General features: G+C 35.2%; 15 protein-coding genes. 13 read left to right on the top strand and 2 right to left on the bottom strand.

Annotated elements, in window-relative coordinates; genetic code table 11:
• The 6 genes from LG402_RS16660 to LG402_RS16635 all read left to right on the top strand — a co-directional run bounded on the left by LG402_RS16660 (position 1) and on the right by LG402_RS16635 (position 5,254).
• On the top strand, positions 1–2,508 hold the full coding sequence (locus tag LG402_RS16660; RefSeq protein ID WP_227335981.1) for a fimbria/pilus outer membrane usher protein: 2,508 nt from the start codon (positions 1–3) through the stop codon (positions 2,506–2,508).
• An 86-nt stretch (positions 2,509–2,594) separates the two neighbouring features.
• Positions 2,595–3,116: a fimbrial protein gene (locus LG402_RS16655; RefSeq protein ID WP_227335980.1), complete on the top strand. Its 522-nt coding sequence runs from the start codon at positions 2,595–2,597 to the stop codon at positions 3,114–3,116.
• A gap of 32 nt (positions 3,117–3,148) precedes the next feature.
• Positions 3,149–3,625: a fimbrial protein gene (locus LG402_RS16650; protein ID WP_413685692.1), complete on the top strand. Its 477-nt coding sequence runs from the start codon at positions 3,149–3,151 to the stop codon at positions 3,623–3,625.
• A 21-nt stretch (positions 3,626–3,646) separates the two neighbouring features.
• Positions 3,647–3,940: a helix-turn-helix domain-containing protein gene (locus LG402_RS16645; protein ID WP_109395422.1), complete on the top strand. Its 294-nt coding sequence runs from the start codon at positions 3,647–3,649 to the stop codon at positions 3,938–3,940.
• The gene (locus LG402_RS16640; RefSeq protein WP_227335978.1) at positions 3,921–4,904 is read left to right on the top strand and encodes a fimbrial protein; all 984 of its coding nucleotides are present in this window, start codon (positions 3,921–3,923) and stop codon (positions 4,902–4,904) included. The genes LG402_RS16645 and LG402_RS16640 overlap by 20 nt, the downstream gene beginning before the upstream one ends.
• Before the next feature lie 47 nt (positions 4,905–4,951).
• Entirely contained in the window at positions 4,952–5,254 is a 303-nt protein-coding gene (locus LG402_RS16635; protein ID WP_109409774.1) for a helix-turn-helix domain-containing protein, read from the top strand.
• Positions 5,255–5,324: 70 nt separating this feature from the next.
• On the opposite strand, the gene LG402_RS16630 is transcribed toward LG402_RS16635, so the two are convergent.
• A complete protein-coding gene (locus tag LG402_RS16630) occupies positions 5,325–6,797 on the bottom strand; it encodes an anion permease (protein WP_166539770.1) in 1,473 nt (490 codons plus the stop codon).
• Positions 6,798–7,317: 520 nt separating this feature from the next.
• Here LG402_RS16630 and LG402_RS16625 point away from each other — a divergent pair.
• Positions 7,318–8,223 carry a LysR substrate-binding domain-containing protein gene (locus tag LG402_RS16625; RefSeq protein ID WP_166539771.1) on the top strand — a complete coding sequence of 302 codons (906 nt, stop codon included), beginning with the start codon at positions 7,318–7,320 and terminating at the stop codon, positions 8,221–8,223.
• 73 nt (positions 8,224–8,296) lie between these two features.
• Here LG402_RS16625 and LG402_RS16620 read toward each other — a convergent pair whose 3' ends face one another.
• Positions 8,297–9,169, bottom strand: coding sequence for a pirin family protein (locus tag LG402_RS16620; RefSeq protein ID WP_227335977.1), 873 nt, complete (start codon positions 9,167–9,169; stop codon positions 8,297–8,299).
• A gap of 280 nt (positions 9,170–9,449) precedes the next feature.
• On the opposite strand from LG402_RS16620, the gene LG402_RS16615 reads away from it, so the two are divergent.
• The 6 genes from LG402_RS16615 (at position 9,450) to LG402_RS16590 (ending at position 16,115) form a co-directional block, all read left to right on the top strand.
• Positions 9,450–10,127, top strand: a complete 678-nt coding sequence (locus LG402_RS16615) for a hydrolase (RefSeq protein ID WP_166539773.1) — start codon at positions 9,450–9,452, stop codon at positions 10,125–10,127.
• 106 nt (positions 10,128–10,233) lie between these two features.
• Positions 10,234–10,800, top strand: a complete 567-nt coding sequence (locus LG402_RS16610) for a YceI family protein (protein WP_166539774.1) — start codon at positions 10,234–10,236, stop codon at positions 10,798–10,800.
• A 546-nt stretch (positions 10,801–11,346) separates the two neighbouring features.
• Positions 11,347–13,014: an acyl-CoA synthetase FdrA gene (locus LG402_RS16605; protein WP_072070148.1), complete on the top strand. Its 1,668-nt coding sequence runs from the start codon at positions 11,347–11,349 to the stop codon at positions 13,012–13,014.
• A gap of 12 nt (positions 13,015–13,026) precedes the next feature.
• Positions 13,027–14,292 carry a DUF1116 domain-containing protein gene (locus LG402_RS16600; RefSeq protein WP_166539775.1) on the top strand — a complete coding sequence of 422 codons (1,266 nt, stop codon included), beginning with the start codon at positions 13,027–13,029 and terminating at the stop codon, positions 14,290–14,292.
• Positions 14,293–14,334: 42 nt separating this feature from the next.
• Complete coding sequence (locus LG402_RS16595; RefSeq protein WP_109409779.1) at positions 14,335–15,162, top strand: DUF2877 domain-containing protein; 828 nt, start codon at positions 14,335–14,337, stop codon at positions 15,160–15,162.
• A 47-nt stretch (positions 15,163–15,209) separates the two neighbouring features.
• The gene (locus LG402_RS16590; protein WP_109409780.1) at positions 15,210–16,115 is read left to right on the top strand and encodes a carbamate kinase; all 906 of its coding nucleotides are present in this window, start codon (positions 15,210–15,212) and stop codon (positions 16,113–16,115) included.
• Positions 16,116–16,131 lie beyond the last annotated feature (16 nt).

Genomic DNA, 16,131 nt, shown 5'->3' with positions numbered 1-16,131 from the left:
ATGAAAATTAGCAAAATATGTATTAGCCTAATTTTATATTTGGGCTATACGGCTTTATCATATGCGGAAAACGACAAGTCAGATAATATTTATTTTGATCCTGATTTCCTTGAATCGTCGGATAAAGAAAGTATCGATTTATCTCCTTTCGAAAATAACCAACAATTAGCGGGGAATTATTACGTTGATATTTATGTAAATACTAACTTGATTTTAACTAAAAATATTAGATTTGAAAAAAATAAAAACAACCAACTTATTCCCTGTTTATCAATGCAAGATCTTAATGATTTTGGTGTTAAAACAACGGATTATCCAAAACTGTATACAATGACTGATAGCTGTGTGAATTTATCTGCGATACCTGATGCTAAAAGTGAATTAGAATTTGATTCTCAAAGATTATATTTGAGTATTCCTCAAATTGCTTTATCTAAGGATCCTCGAGGGTATATAGATTTAAATAAGATAGATAATGGTATCACTGCACTTTTGCTTAATTATAGCTACAGTGGGTCGAGAAATTACGATCGCAAAGATAATAATTCAAGTGAAACGTCTCATTATATAAATTTAAGACCTGGATTGAACTTTGGACCGTGGCGATTGCGCAATTATACCACATGGTCAAATTCAGATAATCAATCAGGAAAGTGGAATACTGTTTACACTTATTTATCGCGTAATATAAATAAGATAAAAAGCCAATTAATGTTAGGTGATGGTGTTTCTCCATCTGCTATTTTTGATAGTGTGCCATTTAGAGGTGTTCAATTATCAACAGATGATGATATGTATCCTGAAAGTTTAAGAGGTTATGCTCCCGTTATTAGAGGTATTGCGCGCAGTAATGCCCAAATTACTATTAAGCAAAATGGATATATTATTTATCAGACAGAAGTCGCCGCAGGGCCTTTTGAGATTAATGATTTATATCCCACAGGGAGTAGTGGGGATTTATACGTCACGATAAAAGAATCTAATGGGAGTGAACAGCATCAAATCGTGCCATTTGCTTCTTTACCTGTTTTACAACGTGAAGGCTATTTATCTTATAGTGTGACGGGAGGTGAATATCGCTCTTATGATAAGAATGTGGATAAAACTAAGTTTGGGCAATTTACATTAATTTATGGCCTACCTTATGGAGTGACAACTTATGGTGGTAGTCAATTAAGCCAAGACTATCAATCTTATTCTTTGGGTGCAGGAAAAAACTTAGGTGTTTTTGGTGCAATATCTGTCGATATTACACATGCAAGTTCAGCTTTTGATAATGGTATTAAGCAGCAAGGGCAATCTTACCGTTTTAGATACAATAAAAATCTGAACGATGTGGGCACAAATATAGCGTTAGCGGGTTATCGTTATTCTACAAACGGTTTTTATAGCTTATCTGAAGTATTCGATAGTTTTCGACGTACAAATTATAGTCCAGAAGTTGAACGTCGCCGTAATCGTGCTGAAATTACGATTAATCAAAATTTAGGTGAAGGAAATGGTTCTTTAGCCATAGGCTATATAAAAGAAGATTACTGGAATAGTGATAAAAAAACGCAATCAGCAACGTTAGGCTATAACAATAGCTGGCAAGGTATCAGTTATGGGATGAACTATACCTATAATAAAAATACTAATCGTTACTCTTATGTGACGGGAGACAAAACACAAAGTGATGATGAACATCAATTCGCCTTTTCAGTAAGTGTACCTTTTAGTGTATTTGACGATACTTTCTATTATAACTTTAATACAAATAGTAGTAGTAACAATGCAAGTACAGGAAGTGTCGGAATTTCTGCGTCTCAGCTCAATAATCAATTAAATTGGAGCGCACAGCAAGGATTTACCAACCAAGATCAAGGATCTTCTGGAAATATCAATGCATCCTATAAAGGTCAACTAGGTGATATTACGGGGGGGTATAGTTATAGCAAAGATAACCATAATCTTTATTATGGGGTCAATGGTAGCGTAGTTGCTCACTCTGGAGGAATAGTCCTTGGACAACAACTGGGTGAAACGTCTGCAATTGTTGATATTCCCAATGCAGGTGATGTTGCGATACTAAACCAAGCGGGTGTCAAAACTAATAGCATGGGTTATGCATTAGTGCCTTATGTTACACCATATCGCAAGAATACCTTAGAAATTGATACATTAATGCTGCCTGAAAATACAGAAATGGAATTGACTAGCCAAACGATTTCACCTAGTCGAGGTGCTTTAGTCAAAGCTGATTTTTCTGCTAACGTGGGTTATCGCGTATTGATGACGGTTAATCTTGCAAATAAAAAACCAGTTCCATTTGGTGCTCAAGTTATTTTTAAAGATAACAGCCAATTGAATAGTATTGTTGGTAATGATGGAGAGGTTTATTTATCTGGGTTAGAACAACGCGGAAACTTAACTATTAAATACAACAATGAAACATGTCATGTAAATTATGATTTATCAAGTGTTCTTGATTATTTAGGACTCTATAAAATCACTGTGACTTGTCAGTAGTAAATTTAAATAGCATTAAAGTTAATATATTAAACCCAGTTATTTCTTTTATAGCTGTCGATATTTGCTACGCGTAGGAAAGTGAAATGACTATATTAATAAGATTTTTTGTTTTAATAACCAGTGTAATAATAAGTTTTCCTTTACTCGCTGGGAATACGGTTACGGTTAATTTTTCTGGAAATATTAAAGCAGCAACTTGTAATATTTCTGGAGGAAGTAATATTAATATTGATTTAAAAGAGATGCCTGCAAATTTATTTAAGACAACAAATTCGAGTTCGGTGTGGAATAATTTCACGATTAAATTAATTGATTGTTCACCCACAATAAATCAAGTAAAGCTAACATTTACCGGTACACCAGATCATGCTGATGTCGATAATTTATATAAAAATGAAGGAACTGCAAAGAATATTGCTGTGCAATTGCAGAATGAAAATAGTAATGGATTAATACCATTAGGCAATCAAAAATCACTGTATATCGCGGTTAATGGTCAGTCATCAGTGAATATTCCTTTAAGAACACGGGCATTTAGTAAGCTTGGAAATGCCACACCAGGTACGGTATCTGCAAAGATCACAGCAACCATAGTCTATAGGTAGAGGCAGAATATTATGTATAAAATCATACTCTTATCCTTATTTTTTTATTTTCTCCTTTTGCAGTAGGAAGTGTTGTTAATATTAATGTTTATGGATCTGTGATTGCATCACCTTGTGAATTAGAAACAAAAAATTATTTGATTGATCTTAACAAAATAAATATTAGAAATATTAAAAACAATCAAAAATCAGATTGGGTTAATTTCTCTATAAAGTTTAAAAATTGCCCAATAACAACGAATAAAATCACAATGACCTTAAAAGGGATTGTTGATCCTAATTATCCAGAATATTTTATTAATAGTGGCACAGCAAAAAGTACGGCATTAAATATCGCGACACAATTAAATAAAAGTATTATAAAAAATAATGAAAAATTAATAGTGAACGTTAATCAGCAGACACACAATGCTGAATTTCCTTTATCGGCAAGAATTATAGGTTATGGAAGTAATATCACTGTGGGTTCATTTAAAAGTCATCTTGAATTTACGCTTCTTTATAATTAACGAATAATGAAGGAAATAAAAATGAGTCATATTTATCCTGCCTCAAAAATGATTGGAAAAAAAATAGCTTATTATAGAGTTATGAATGGGTACACTTTAAGTGAGCTGGCAGAAATAATTGGTATCAGTCAACAACAGCAATCAAGATATGAACGAGGTATTAATAGAGTTAGTTTGGATAGACTTTATCAATATGCTCGTGCTTTTGATATTTGTTTAAGTCAATTTTTTATTTTAGATGAAGAAGAACAAAAAGAGATGAAAACTAAAATAATAGATAAGTTAGGAGATAAAAATGCGCCATGTAAACACTAAAACTATTCTTTTATTAAGTGGAGTCTTATTTTATTCAACATACACTTTTTCCGCTTGTATTCAAAATCCAAATCTAAGAAATATTAGAGTGGATATACCGAATAAAGTTTATTCAATTCAATATGATGATATGGGGACACGTGTATTAGAAGAAATAAAGATCAATTATAAAAATGGACCCATAAATACATATTCTGGTAACGATGGACAATGTGGTAATGCATCAATTTTTGCAAGCTATACCAATGGATGGGTACCTAATGTAAATAAAATTGTACAGACAAATATTCCTGGAATTGGAATGAAAGTTTATTTTAATAATATAGGTGCTATTAATTTTAACTGGGTTAGTAATTCTAATGAAGTTGGTAAAACATTTCATATGCCCAATCCTTATTGGAGAGTGCAAATAATAAAAACAGGCCAAGTAACACAGTCAGGAAGCTTAAAATTAGGAGAGGTTGCTAAAGCTGTGCAGAATAATACTGCACCTCGAAATACTACTTGGAATTTAACATCGTTATTTCTACCGTTAAATTCAATAAGAATAAACTCTTTAAAATGTACAACTAAATCATCGAGTTATAATGTTAATATGGGCACTTGGTATGATACGCAATTTAAAAATATTGGTGATGTAAGTAAAGACATAAGTATTCCTATTACGTTAAGTTGTGCTGCCGGAACCAATATTAAAGCTACTGTAACGAGTAGTGCTGGATATATTGATGTAAATACAGGTAAATTAAAATTATCGGGTACAAATCCAGCAACAGGAATTGGAATTCAGTTATTAGATAAAAATAATAATCCTATTAAATTAAATACTAAAAATAGTTTACAAAATCAGGTTGCATCTGGCGATTATATTTTTGGTTGGAAAGCGCGCTATATAAAAACAGGAAGCACTATAACACCAGGAAGTGCAAACTCAATTGCTACAGTAAATATTTTGTATGAATAATTAATGAGTGTATTTTTGATATTATCAATTTTATTTTTGGAGATGTTATGAATAAAGAAATATCAAGATTAGTTGGCGCTAAAATTAGAGAGTTAAGAATAACACACAGTATGAGTGGCAGTGAGTTTGGTGCTTTATTGGGAATAAGCCAGCAACATCAATCTCGTTTTGAAAATGGTGAGTCAAACATCCATGCAGAAAGTATTTATATTTTATCCTATCTTTTTGATGTTGATTTAAATTATTTTTTTGATGGCGTTCAACATACCGTTGAGAAAGATAAAATAGAGAATAAAAAAAGTCATTATCAATCAGAGTCAATTATCGCAAGTAACGATATCTGGCGTTAACTTTATAAGATGCCTAACAATAAACTAGGCATCTTATATTTGTTTTATTTAAGGCTATTTTTTTTAAATCTTACCAATATCCTAATACTTTCCACCATACACTACCCAACGTTATCCAAACAATAAGGTTAACTACACTCATCACAAAGCCAGCTTTCCACCATTCGCCCAATGTGGCGTAACCTGAACCAAAAATAATTGGCGCAGTACCAGTGCCGTAATGTGTTAATGACATCATTAATGAAGATGAGAACGCCAAAATAAGCCCTAATAACATTGGTGGTGCGCCAAGGGCTAAGCCTGCGGCATAGAAAGCGGCAAACATTGCGGTAATATGCGCGGTGGTACTGGCAAAAAAGTAGTGAGAATAAACATAAATTAGTACCAGTAATATCATGCCACTGACCCAACTTATTCCCATACTATCAATACTTGCCCCTACGCTGAGTGACAACCATTTAATCAATCCTAATTTTCCTAAGAAGGATGCCATCATTACTAAGGCAGAGAACCAAACAACGGTATCCCATGCACCTTTGTTTTTTAAAATATCATCCCAATTTAAAACACCTGTACATAATAAAATCGATAAGCCAATAAATGCGGCTGTTGTGGCATTAACACTAAATCCATCACCAAATAACAATGCAGGTACACCCGCCCACATAATTAATAATAAGGCGAAGACTGCAAGGGTTATTTTTTCAGGTAACGAAATAGGGCCTAATTGTGCTAAACGCTCTTTAGCAAAATGTGGAGCATTCGGGGTGCTGGTTATTTCAGGTTTATAAAGAAGGTAGATAACAATTGGCATTAATATTAATGAAACGATAGCGGGCACAAACGCAGCAATTGCCCACATAGACCAACTAAGTTCATGTGTAGGGTCAGTTTCACTGATAATTAAACTCACAATAAGTGGGTTAGGAGCTGTTGCCGTAATAAACATGGCAGAAGTAATTGGATTTATATTGTAGTTCACTAAAGAGAGGTAACGACCTATTTTTCCACTTGTGCCATCTTCTGCTTTAGAGTTAAAACTGTCTGAAATTGAACGCATAATTGGGTGAATAATACCGCCACCCCGTGCGGTATTACTGGGCGTTACTGGCGCTAATATTGTTTCGGCAATGGCTAATGAATAGGCTATTCCAATCGTTTTTTTACCAAATAACGAAATAAAATAATAACCAATTCTGGCACCAAGCCCAGTTTTATTTAGGCTCATAGAGACCATAATGGAAATACCAATTAACCAGATAAGATCATTGGAAAAACCACTTAATGCATCACCGATAGCAGCTTTAGTTGAATTAGGGTTAGTGACACCTGTAACAGCCACTAATGCGATAGCAATAATAGAAACAGCACCGATAGGAAGTGCTTTACCAATAATAGCAGCGATAGTACCAACAAAAAGGGCTAATAAATGCCAAGCATTGGGATCAACGCCTTCTGGAACGGGAATAAAAAACCAGATAATAAGGGTAATAGAAATAGCGATTAAGGTAGGTATGGGTCGTAATGGAGTTAATTTGTTCATCAGGTTATTCCATTAGGTTGCAGGTTAAATAAATAATCGGAAGTAAAATAAAGCTAATAAGTATTTTTATTAAGGATGATCTTATTAACATATTATTAAATATTCATTGATTAATGTCATAAAAATAAAATTATTTATTAACTTGTTTTTAAAATAAGTTTTTTTATGTAACTTGATGTTATTAATATGCAAAGTAATTATCTATCTTTATGTTTTATAATAAATTTTACTAAATCAATCAAAATTTAATAATAAAAACAAATTTCAGTGATAGGTGGTAATAAAATTCAATTATGGTAAGTGAATTAATTCAATGTCACATTTGTAATATTAATTTAATTGGTTTTTTTTGAATTATGATATTATTTTAGGTCGTCTTTATTTTATTACCCCATGTGATTATAATGTTATTAACAAAAGTTGAATAATGGAAAATAGTAATTACAATTATTTTCTCCATAACATCAATAACTGAAACAATTCAGCTTAATATGTTAAATAACCTAATGGGTGATACACAATGAAGTATGATTTAAATGACCTCTACTATTTTGTGAAAGTCGTTGAGTTTGGTGGTTTCTCTCAAGCGGCTGAAACATTAGGAATACCTAAATCTAAGCTGAGTCGCCGTATTGCTGATTTAGAACAAAAGCTCAATGTTTCTTTAATTTATCGTTCTACGCGACAATTTCATGTCACCAAAATTGGGCAAACTTTTTATCAACAATGTAAAAATGTGGTTGCTGAAGCTGAGATTGCGGAAGAGGTTATTTGTTCAGCACAAGGGCATCCTCATGGCACAATTAAACTCTCTTGTCCTGTCGCATTATTACAAATATATATTCAAGATATTTTGGTCGATTTTATGGAAAAATATCCGGATATTAATATTCAGATATTAGCCATTAATCGCCCAGTTGATGTGATTAGTGAAGGCCTTGATCTTGCATTACGAGTCAGAGCATTGCCACTAGATGATTCAGGTTTAACAATGAAAATTCTAGGTTATTCTCGGCGAGTGTTAGTTGCTAGCCCATTGTTATTTCAAGGGAGAGAGATCCCCAATTCCCCCGAACAACTTACAGATTATCCCATTTTGGCAAATAGCGAACATTCCCAGCATTATACACTCACACTCACTCATGAAGATGGTGCGGTTTCTACACAACATGTTATGCCTAAATTAGCCACAACCGATGTTTTGACTCTTTATAAAGCAACATTAAAGGGATTGGGAATAACAAGATTACCCTTAAGTGTGGTTGAAAAAGAGTTACAGGATGGCAAGTTAATTGAGGTATTGCCATCTTGGCGTTTTCCTAAAGATGTGGTTCATGCTGTTTATCCATCAAGAAAAGGGCTATTACCTGCAATCCAAGTCTTGTTGGAATACCTTGCTGATAATATGTCACCAATGAAAGAGTAAGATTGATATAAAAACGGCTCCGAATAGAATAGGGAGCCGTTTGATTTCATTGTTTTTGTATAAAATAAAAACGTTATTCGTTAGATATACGACCAAATTTACCTTGGTTAAAATCATCAATGGCTTGTCTGATTTGAGCTTCGCTATTCATTACAAAAGGGCCATAACCTACAATAGGTTCATTAATAGGCTCACCACTGAGATATAAGATAACGGCATCTTCAATGGCTTCAAGATTAACAGAGCCTCCTTCATTATCTAAAATAACCAAATCTCCAGTTTGTAATTGGGTTTGATTATCAAGATAAACACTGCCATGTAAAACCACTAAACCAACATAACGATCTTTTTTCGTTAGTAATGTGGTCGATTTTGCACTCTTTAATTGAATATCCCATACATCAACAGGCGAAAAGGTTTTTGCTGCGCCTTTCGTATCGTGATAATCCCCTGCAATAACGCGAAGCAGCCCTGCATTATCAGATAAAGGCAATACAGGGATCGCACTTTCTTTCAGTAATTGATAAGCAGCAGGTGCTGATTTGGCATCTGATGGGAGATTAACCCATAATTGCACCATATCTAATACACCACCTTCTTTGGTAAAAGCATCAGAATGGTATTCTTGATGCAAAATACCCGATGCCGCAGTCATCCATTGGACATCTCCGGGACCAATAACACCGCCTTCACCCGTTGAATCATGATGTGCAACCTCACCTTTGTAAACGATGGTCACTGTTTCAAATCCACGGTGAGGATGTTCACCTACCCCTCGGTTATGGCCTTGAGATGCAGGAAAATCAGTAGGCCCAGCTCGGTCTAATAGTAAAAATGGATTTAAATATTTACCATGGTTGCTATAACTAAAGAGTGAACGAACATGAAAGCCATCACCAACCCAATGTTGACGAGGTGCTTTATAAATACCAATAATCTTTTTCATCATAATGTTCCTATAAAATTTCTATAGGTGTATTTTAAAGTGATTAATATATTTAAGTAGTATTAAAAATAGATTTCATTATTCTGAATATAGAACAATAATAATATGTTTCAGTGTTCTATTTTTGGAATAGTGTTTATCATAATTGACTCTACCGATATTTTAATTAATTGACTATTGTTTATTACAACGAGGGGAAACGATATAAAGATATCATTTTTTAATATTTCTCCTTAACTTAGTTAATAATCAATATTTATTAATTAAAAGGAATAAATAAATGAGCACTCCCGCAAATTTTAATGGTCAGCGCCCTGTAATTAATCCAGAAGATGCTGTTATGTTATTAATTGATCACCAAAGTGGTTTATTCCAAACTGTTGGTGATATGCCAATGACTGAATTACGAGCGCGTGCTTCAGTATTAGCAAAAATAGCAACATTAGCTAACATACCTGTTATTACAACAGCTTCTGTACCACAAGGCCCTAATGGCCCATTAATTCCTGAAATTCACCAAAATGCACCGCATGCAAAATATATTGCACGTAAAGGTGAAATTAATGCTTGGGATAATCCAGAGTTTGTTGAAGCCGTTAAAGCAACAGGCAAAAAGCAATTAATTATTGCTGGTACTATTACGAGTGTTTGTATGGCATTCTCTGCAATTAGTGCCGTTGCTGAAGGTTATCAAGTCTTTGCAGTGATTGATGCATCAGGTACTTACAGTAAAATGGCTGAAGAAATTACCTTAGCTCGTATCGTTCAAGCAGGGGTTGTACCAATGGATACCGCGGCAGTTGCTTCTGAAATTCAGAAGACATGGAATCGTGATGATGCAGCACAATGGGCGCAAGCATACACCCAAATTTTCCCAGCTTATCAATTATTAATTGAAAGCTATAGCAAAGCTCAAGATGTATTAAAAAATAACGAGATATTAGATTCTCAGCGTTAATTAATTCTCAACTCTCTTTGTACTTTATATTATCTGTGTTTAAAAATGCCTATAAAGTATTTTCTTTATGGGCATTATTTTATAAAAAATAGATTAGGAAATTATAATGAAATTTATTTTATCTACCGTATTATCTTCATTATTACTTGTGCCAGCAGTACAAGCTAATGAATATAAGCTTGAACCAACGCATACTAAGGCAATGTTTTATATTGATCATTTTGGGACTTCAACTAACAGTGGTGGTTTCTATGAAATTGAAGGTGATTTAACATACTCACCAGAAAAGAATATAGGAAAAATAAACGTTTCTATTCCAGTTAAAACACTAAATACGGGATTAACGGCATTTGATAATCATGTGAAAAGTGCAGATATCTTAGATGCAGATAAATACCCAACAATTCAGTTTTCTTCAACAAAATGGTATTTCTCTGATAATAAACCCACATCCATTGAAGGGCTATTAACGATGAAAGGAAAAACATTGCCAGTTAAATTAACAACAACCAAGTTTAATTGTTATGAAAGCCCTGTGTTTAATGCGCCAGTCTGTGGTGGTGATTTTAAAACAACCATTAAACGTTCAGATTGGGGGGTGGATTTTTTGGTCAAAGAAGGGATGGCGGATAATATGACATTAAAAATTCAAGTTGAAGCTATTAAGCAATAAATTAAGTCATATTTTATTTTTATTTTATAGAAAAGGCCTTATTAAATATGAGGCCTTTCCTGTTTTTATATAATAATAAATATAATTTAAGTTAGGCGTTAAATTCTAAAAATAGAGTTAAAAGAGAGTTTATTTTTAATCGTTGATAATAATGATTTAATGTTGTATGTTATCGAAATGTTGCTTTACTTTTATTTCCTATTGTTTTATATGATTTTTATCACTATTGTTTTGTTTATTATCCGTTAAATTTTACCTTTCTATTTTTGGTTTTATCTCTGAATTAATAAACTTTCCTCATCATAATTTATTTAATAAATATCATCCGATTAAATAAAAATTTTTTACAATAAATAAGTGTGACTTCAATCACTCTACATTTCGATATTTCTTCAGTATGTTTATACGCAGAGATTCAAAATTAATAAATCAGACATTTATTTATATTGCTTAACAGTTTAAGCAAATAGGCTTCTTATTATCAAAAAAACGAAATGCAAATAGATATGTGCTGTTACATATATTAAATGCGTTAAGGATATCATAATGATCCATGCTTTTATTAAAAAAGGGAGCTTTCAGGATTCAGTTAGCCTGATGATTATTTCCCGAAAATTAAGTGAAGCCCCAGAGGTGGAAGAAATTTCCGTCATGATGGGAACACCAGCGAATAAATCTCTTCTTGATGTCACCGGCTTTTGGCATGACATGTTTAACGAAGCAACGCCGAATGACATTTGTGTTTCGATTAAAGCAGAATCAGACGATCCTGCCATTATCGATATGATTTCTACTGCTTTAGAAGAAGCATTAGCTGAAATTGCAAGTGGCCAGAAAGGCGGTAACAAATTAACGACAGTACGTAGCTGGCGTACCGCTAAACAAAAAAGCACTAATGCCAATATGTTACTTATCTCTATTGCTGGTGAATATGCCGCGGAATTGGCTGACACGGGCTTAGAAGATGGTTGTAACGTCATGCTGTTCTCTGACAACGTCTCTATTGCAGATGAAAAAGCACTAAAAGAAAAAGCAGCAGCAAAAGGTCTGATTGTGATGGGGCCTGACTGTGGTACTGCAAATATTGCAGGTGCACCTCTTGCTTTCGCTAACATTGCACCTAAAGGCTCTATTGGTATTGTTGGCGCATCAGGTACGGGTATTCAAGAAATTACCTCTCAAATCGTTTTACAACGCCAAGGTATTTCTCATTCAATTGGCCTAGGTGGTCGTGATTTAACAGAGCAAATTGGTGGTATCAGTGCAATCACTGCTATCAATATGCTAGCGGCAGATCCTAATACGCGTGTTATTGCTTTTGTTTCTAAGCCACCAGCGCCAGCGGTTCGCCAAAAAATTATTGCCGAAATGAAACGCCATAATAAACCGATTGTGGCGCAATTCTTAGGAACAACACCTGAGAAATTCCAAGACGACAATATCTATTTTACTCGCACGTTAGATGAAACGGCGCGCATTGCGGCTGAACTAGCGCGTGTTGAAGATATCGCAGCGGAATTACCAAAAGTTACAGGTAAGAAAATCATTGGTCTTTATGCCGGTGGTACGCTAGCGGCTGAATGCGCCATGTTGTTATCTGAAAAACTTAATGTTGAAGTCGATAACGAGCATAAACAAGGCACAATGCTAGATGCTGATGGTCACAAAATCATCGATATGGGTGATGATTTTTATACACAGGGTAAACCACACCCAATGATTGACCCATCTACACGTAACAAATTTATCAGTGAGCTAAGCAATAAAACAGAAGCTGGCGTGTTACTGGTTGATTTTGTTATTGGTTATGGTGCAACTCAAGATCCTGCCGGTGCGTTAATTCAAGAAATCAAAAAACTGAATGAAAAACGTGGCGAAGCCAATCCATTAATTACCATCGCAACCATTACTGGTACTGAAGACGATCCGCAAAACCGTAGCGAACAGCAAAAACAGCTAAAAGAAGCGGGCATTATTGTCATGGATACGTTGCCAGAAGCGGTTTTATTAGCAAAAGAATTAATCCAGCCACATCCAGCAGAAGCACATGCTGAAGTGTCACCACTGCTTAACGGGATCTCCGTGATCAACGCTGGTCTACGTAGTTTTGCAGATGATCTGCAATCAAGTGGGACTCCTGTTGTGCATTATCAGTGGGCACCTGTCGCAGGTGGTAATAAAAAACTGGCTGAAATATTAAAGAAATTGAAATAAGGAATTGCAGATATGTATTCAACTATCGAACAAGCGAATGAAGCAGTTATCGAACGTATCCGTGAAGCCCGTCCTCACTGGTGTGATGTTAACTTAGCAAAAGAAGTTGTACCGGCTTTAGAAACAGGCAAAAAATTACTTCATGCAGGCCCTCCTGTAACTTGGGGTGAAATGAGTGGTCCTGTTCGCGGTGCATGTATCGGTGCTTCTTTATTTGAAGGCTGGGCAGAAACTGAAGAACAAGCATTAGCGATGTTAGAAGCGGGTGAAATTGAGTTTATTCCTTGCCACAACGTAAATGCAGTAGGCCCAATGGGCGGTATTACTTCTGCTCATATGCCAATGCTAGTTATCAAAAACCACATTCATGGTAACTACGCTTACTGCAACATGAACGAAGGCATCGGCAAAGTGATGCGTTTTGGTGCTTACGGCCCAGATGTGCAAGAGCGTCTACATTGGATGCAAAATAGCTTAGCGCCAGTATTAAAAGCCGCAATAGCAACGTTTGAAGATGGTATCGATCTGACTGCAATTATGGGGCAGGCAATTACTATGGGTGATGAATTCCACCAACGTAATATCGCAGCTTCAGCCCTGTTACTGCGTCAATTAGCTCCAGTATTAAGTACATTAGATTTTGAAGATGCTGAAATCACAAAAGTGACTAAATTCCTGAGCATTACAGATCAGTTCTTCCTGAACTTAGCAATGGCTTACTGTAAAGCTGCGATGGATGCAGGTGCTCAAATCAAACAAGGCACTATCGTTACCGTTATGACCCGTAATGGTAGCAATTTTGGTATCAAAATCAGTGGAATGGGCGACCAATGGTTTACTGCCCCAGTAAATACACCACAAGGTCTGTTCTTCTCTGGTTTTAGTCAAGCAGATGCAAATCCAGATATCGGTGACAGTGCGATTACTGAAACTTTCGGTATTGGTGGCGCAGCAATGGTTGCAGCTCCGGGTGTAACACGCTTTGTTGGTGCATCAGGTGGTATGGATGCAGCACGTGAAGTGACTGAAGAAATGGCTGAGATCTACCTTGCTCGTAACATGATGTTGCAAATTCCAACTTGGGATTTCCAAGGTGCATGTTTAGGATTAGATGCTCGTCGCGTTGTTGAAACGGGCATTACCCCGCTGATTAACACGGGTATTGCACATAAAGAGCCGGGTGTTGGCCAGATTGGTGCAGGTACTGTACGCGCACCTTTAGGTTGCTTTGAAAAAGCGATTGTTGCATTGGCAGAAGAATTAGGCATCGACGCTTAATCGTGCTTTGTAACGATTAATCACAGCAATAAAGGGGGCATTATGCAAATTCAAGCACTTCAAACCAGCCAGCATATCACTGATTTTGAAGGTGAGATTAAATGTGTGGGCATTTATGACCATGCTTTGAATTTCATTTGCCCTCAACAACGCTTAATCACTTTTCATCGCGAAGGGAGAGGATTAAGCCCGATGGGATGGTTATTGAAACAAGATGATTTCGATTATTTTGCTAAACAGTGCCATCCCTCGGTCATGATGAGTCTAAAAGATCATCAAGCAATACTTGCAAATAAACTCACTCTACTCGCAGGTCAGAGTGAAAATTTACGTTTACAAGATAAAGCGGAATTAGATTTGCGTTGGTTAGAAAGTTTTTTTTCTCTACTCTCACCCTCAATTGCAACAGGGTTATATGGACCATTAAAAAATTATCGCCAAATCGCGCAACTCAGTGAAATTAAGTTATTAATTAAGCTATTTCATAATCAGTTAGTGGGCAATGCTGTTAACTGGGCCATTTTTACAGGGAAAGGCCCAGGATTAACGCCAAGTTCAGATGATATGCTAGTGGGAATGTTATTTGCACATTATTTAGCAGAGCCAGAAAAAAAACTTAATTATTTTTTTAATAACACACCTCCTTTATCTGAATTGACCACCGTCGTCAGTAAGCATTATTTGGAATATGCCACCCAGGGAATATTTTCTACCTATCTCATTCAACTAGGTAAAAAAATAAAGAATAAAGAGATTATTTTTAAGGATATGTTGGAAATACTCTCTATTGGTCATCATTCCGGTGCAGATACATTACTGGGATTATGGATTGGTTACCAAACTAAAAAACAACAACAGCATATTGATTAAATTTCTTTAATAAAAGAATTTATATAAACATTCGGATACGGATAATTATGAAAACAATTGTTATTGCTTTAGGCGGAAATGCATTATTGCAACGCGGAGAAGTTTTGTCTGCTGAGAATCAATATAAAAATATTGAATTAATGTCAGAGACAATTAATAAGTTAGCAAAAGAGTACCGTGTTGTATTAGTACACGGCAATGGGCCTCAAGTTGGATTGCTTGCACTACAAAACCTGGCATATCAAGATGTTCCTGCATATCCGTTGGATATTCTAGTGGCTGAAAGCCAAGGTATGATTGGTTATATGATGATGCAAAAAATTAATCAAAATAACCCAGATCAAGCTATTACAACGGTAATGACGCGAGTTTCTGTTGATATTAATGATGAAGCATTTAACGATCCAAGTAAATTTATTGGCCCTATTTATGATGAAGCTGATAAAGAAGAATTAATTGCGAAGTATCAATGGACATTTAAGCAAGATGGTAAACATTACCGCCGTGTTGTGCCATCACCAACACCGAAAAAGATTATTGATATCGAAGCGGTAAGACTTTTATTAGATAAAGGCCATGTTGTTATTTGTGGTGGCGGTGGCGGTATTCCAGTTAACAACACAAATAATGAATTTATTGGTAGTGAAGCGGTTATTGATAAAGATTTAACAGCGGCTTTAATTTCTCGTGAATTAAATGCAGAACACTTTGTTATTTTAACAGAGGCTGATGCTATTTATAAAAATTGGGGTACACCAGAACAAGCCGCAATTCGTGAAGCAACACCAGAAGAACTTGCACCAATGGCTGTCGCTGATGGCGCAATGGGACCAAAAATTATGGCGGTGAGTGATTTTGTTAATGCAACTGGGCAACAAGCACATATTGGTGCATTACAAAATATTCAACAAGTTATTGAAGGTCAGTCTGGCACTTTAATTTATAAGTCTTAATAAAAATTCTTTCAGG

The organism is Proteus sp. NMG38-2 (assembly GCF_020640995.1).
Classification (GTDB): domain Bacteria; phylum Pseudomonadota; class Gammaproteobacteria; order Enterobacterales; family Enterobacteriaceae; genus Proteus.
The sequence above is the reverse complement of the archived record's forward strand: the minus strand, read 5'-3'. Positions and strand labels throughout refer to the sequence as shown.

Excerpts from the sequence above, each read along its gene's own strand:
- LG402_RS16660 (WP_227335981.1), top strand. The coding sequence starts at position 1 with ATGAAAATTAGCAAAATATGTATTAGCCTAATTTTATATTTGGGCTAT.
- LG402_RS16655 (WP_227335980.1), top strand. The coding sequence starts at position 2,595 with ATGACTATATTAATAAGATTTTTTGTTTTAATAACCAGTGTAATAATA.
- LG402_RS16645 (WP_109395422.1), top strand. The coding sequence starts at position 3,647 with ATGAGTCATATTTATCCTGCCTCAAAAATGATTGGAAAAAAAATAGCT.
- LG402_RS16640 (WP_227335978.1), top strand. The coding sequence starts at position 3,921 with ATGCGCCATGTAAACACTAAAACTATTCTTTTATTAAGTGGAGTCTTA.
- LG402_RS16635 (WP_109409774.1), top strand. The coding sequence starts at position 4,952 with ATGAATAAAGAAATATCAAGATTAGTTGGCGCTAAAATTAGAGAGTTA.
- LG402_RS16630 (WP_166539770.1), bottom strand. The coding sequence starts at position 6,797 with ATGAACAAATTAACTCCATTACGACCCATACCTACCTTAATCGCTATT.
- LG402_RS16625 (WP_166539771.1), top strand. The coding sequence starts at position 7,318 with ATGAAGTATGATTTAAATGACCTCTACTATTTTGTGAAAGTCGTTGAG.
- LG402_RS16620 (WP_227335977.1), bottom strand. The coding sequence starts at position 9,169 with ATGAAAAAGATTATTGGTATTTATAAAGCACCTCGTCAACATTGGGTT.
- LG402_RS16615 (WP_166539773.1), top strand. The coding sequence starts at position 9,450 with ATGAGCACTCCCGCAAATTTTAATGGTCAGCGCCCTGTAATTAATCCA.
- LG402_RS16610 (WP_166539774.1), top strand. The coding sequence starts at position 10,234 with ATGAAATTTATTTTATCTACCGTATTATCTTCATTATTACTTGTGCCA.
- LG402_RS16605 (WP_072070148.1), top strand. The coding sequence starts at position 11,347 with ATGATCCATGCTTTTATTAAAAAAGGGAGCTTTCAGGATTCAGTTAGC.
- LG402_RS16600 (WP_166539775.1), top strand. The coding sequence starts at position 13,027 with ATGTATTCAACTATCGAACAAGCGAATGAAGCAGTTATCGAACGTATC.
- LG402_RS16595 (WP_109409779.1), top strand. The coding sequence starts at position 14,335 with ATGCAAATTCAAGCACTTCAAACCAGCCAGCATATCACTGATTTTGAA.
- LG402_RS16590 (WP_109409780.1), top strand. The coding sequence starts at position 15,210 with ATGAAAACAATTGTTATTGCTTTAGGCGGAAATGCATTATTGCAACGC.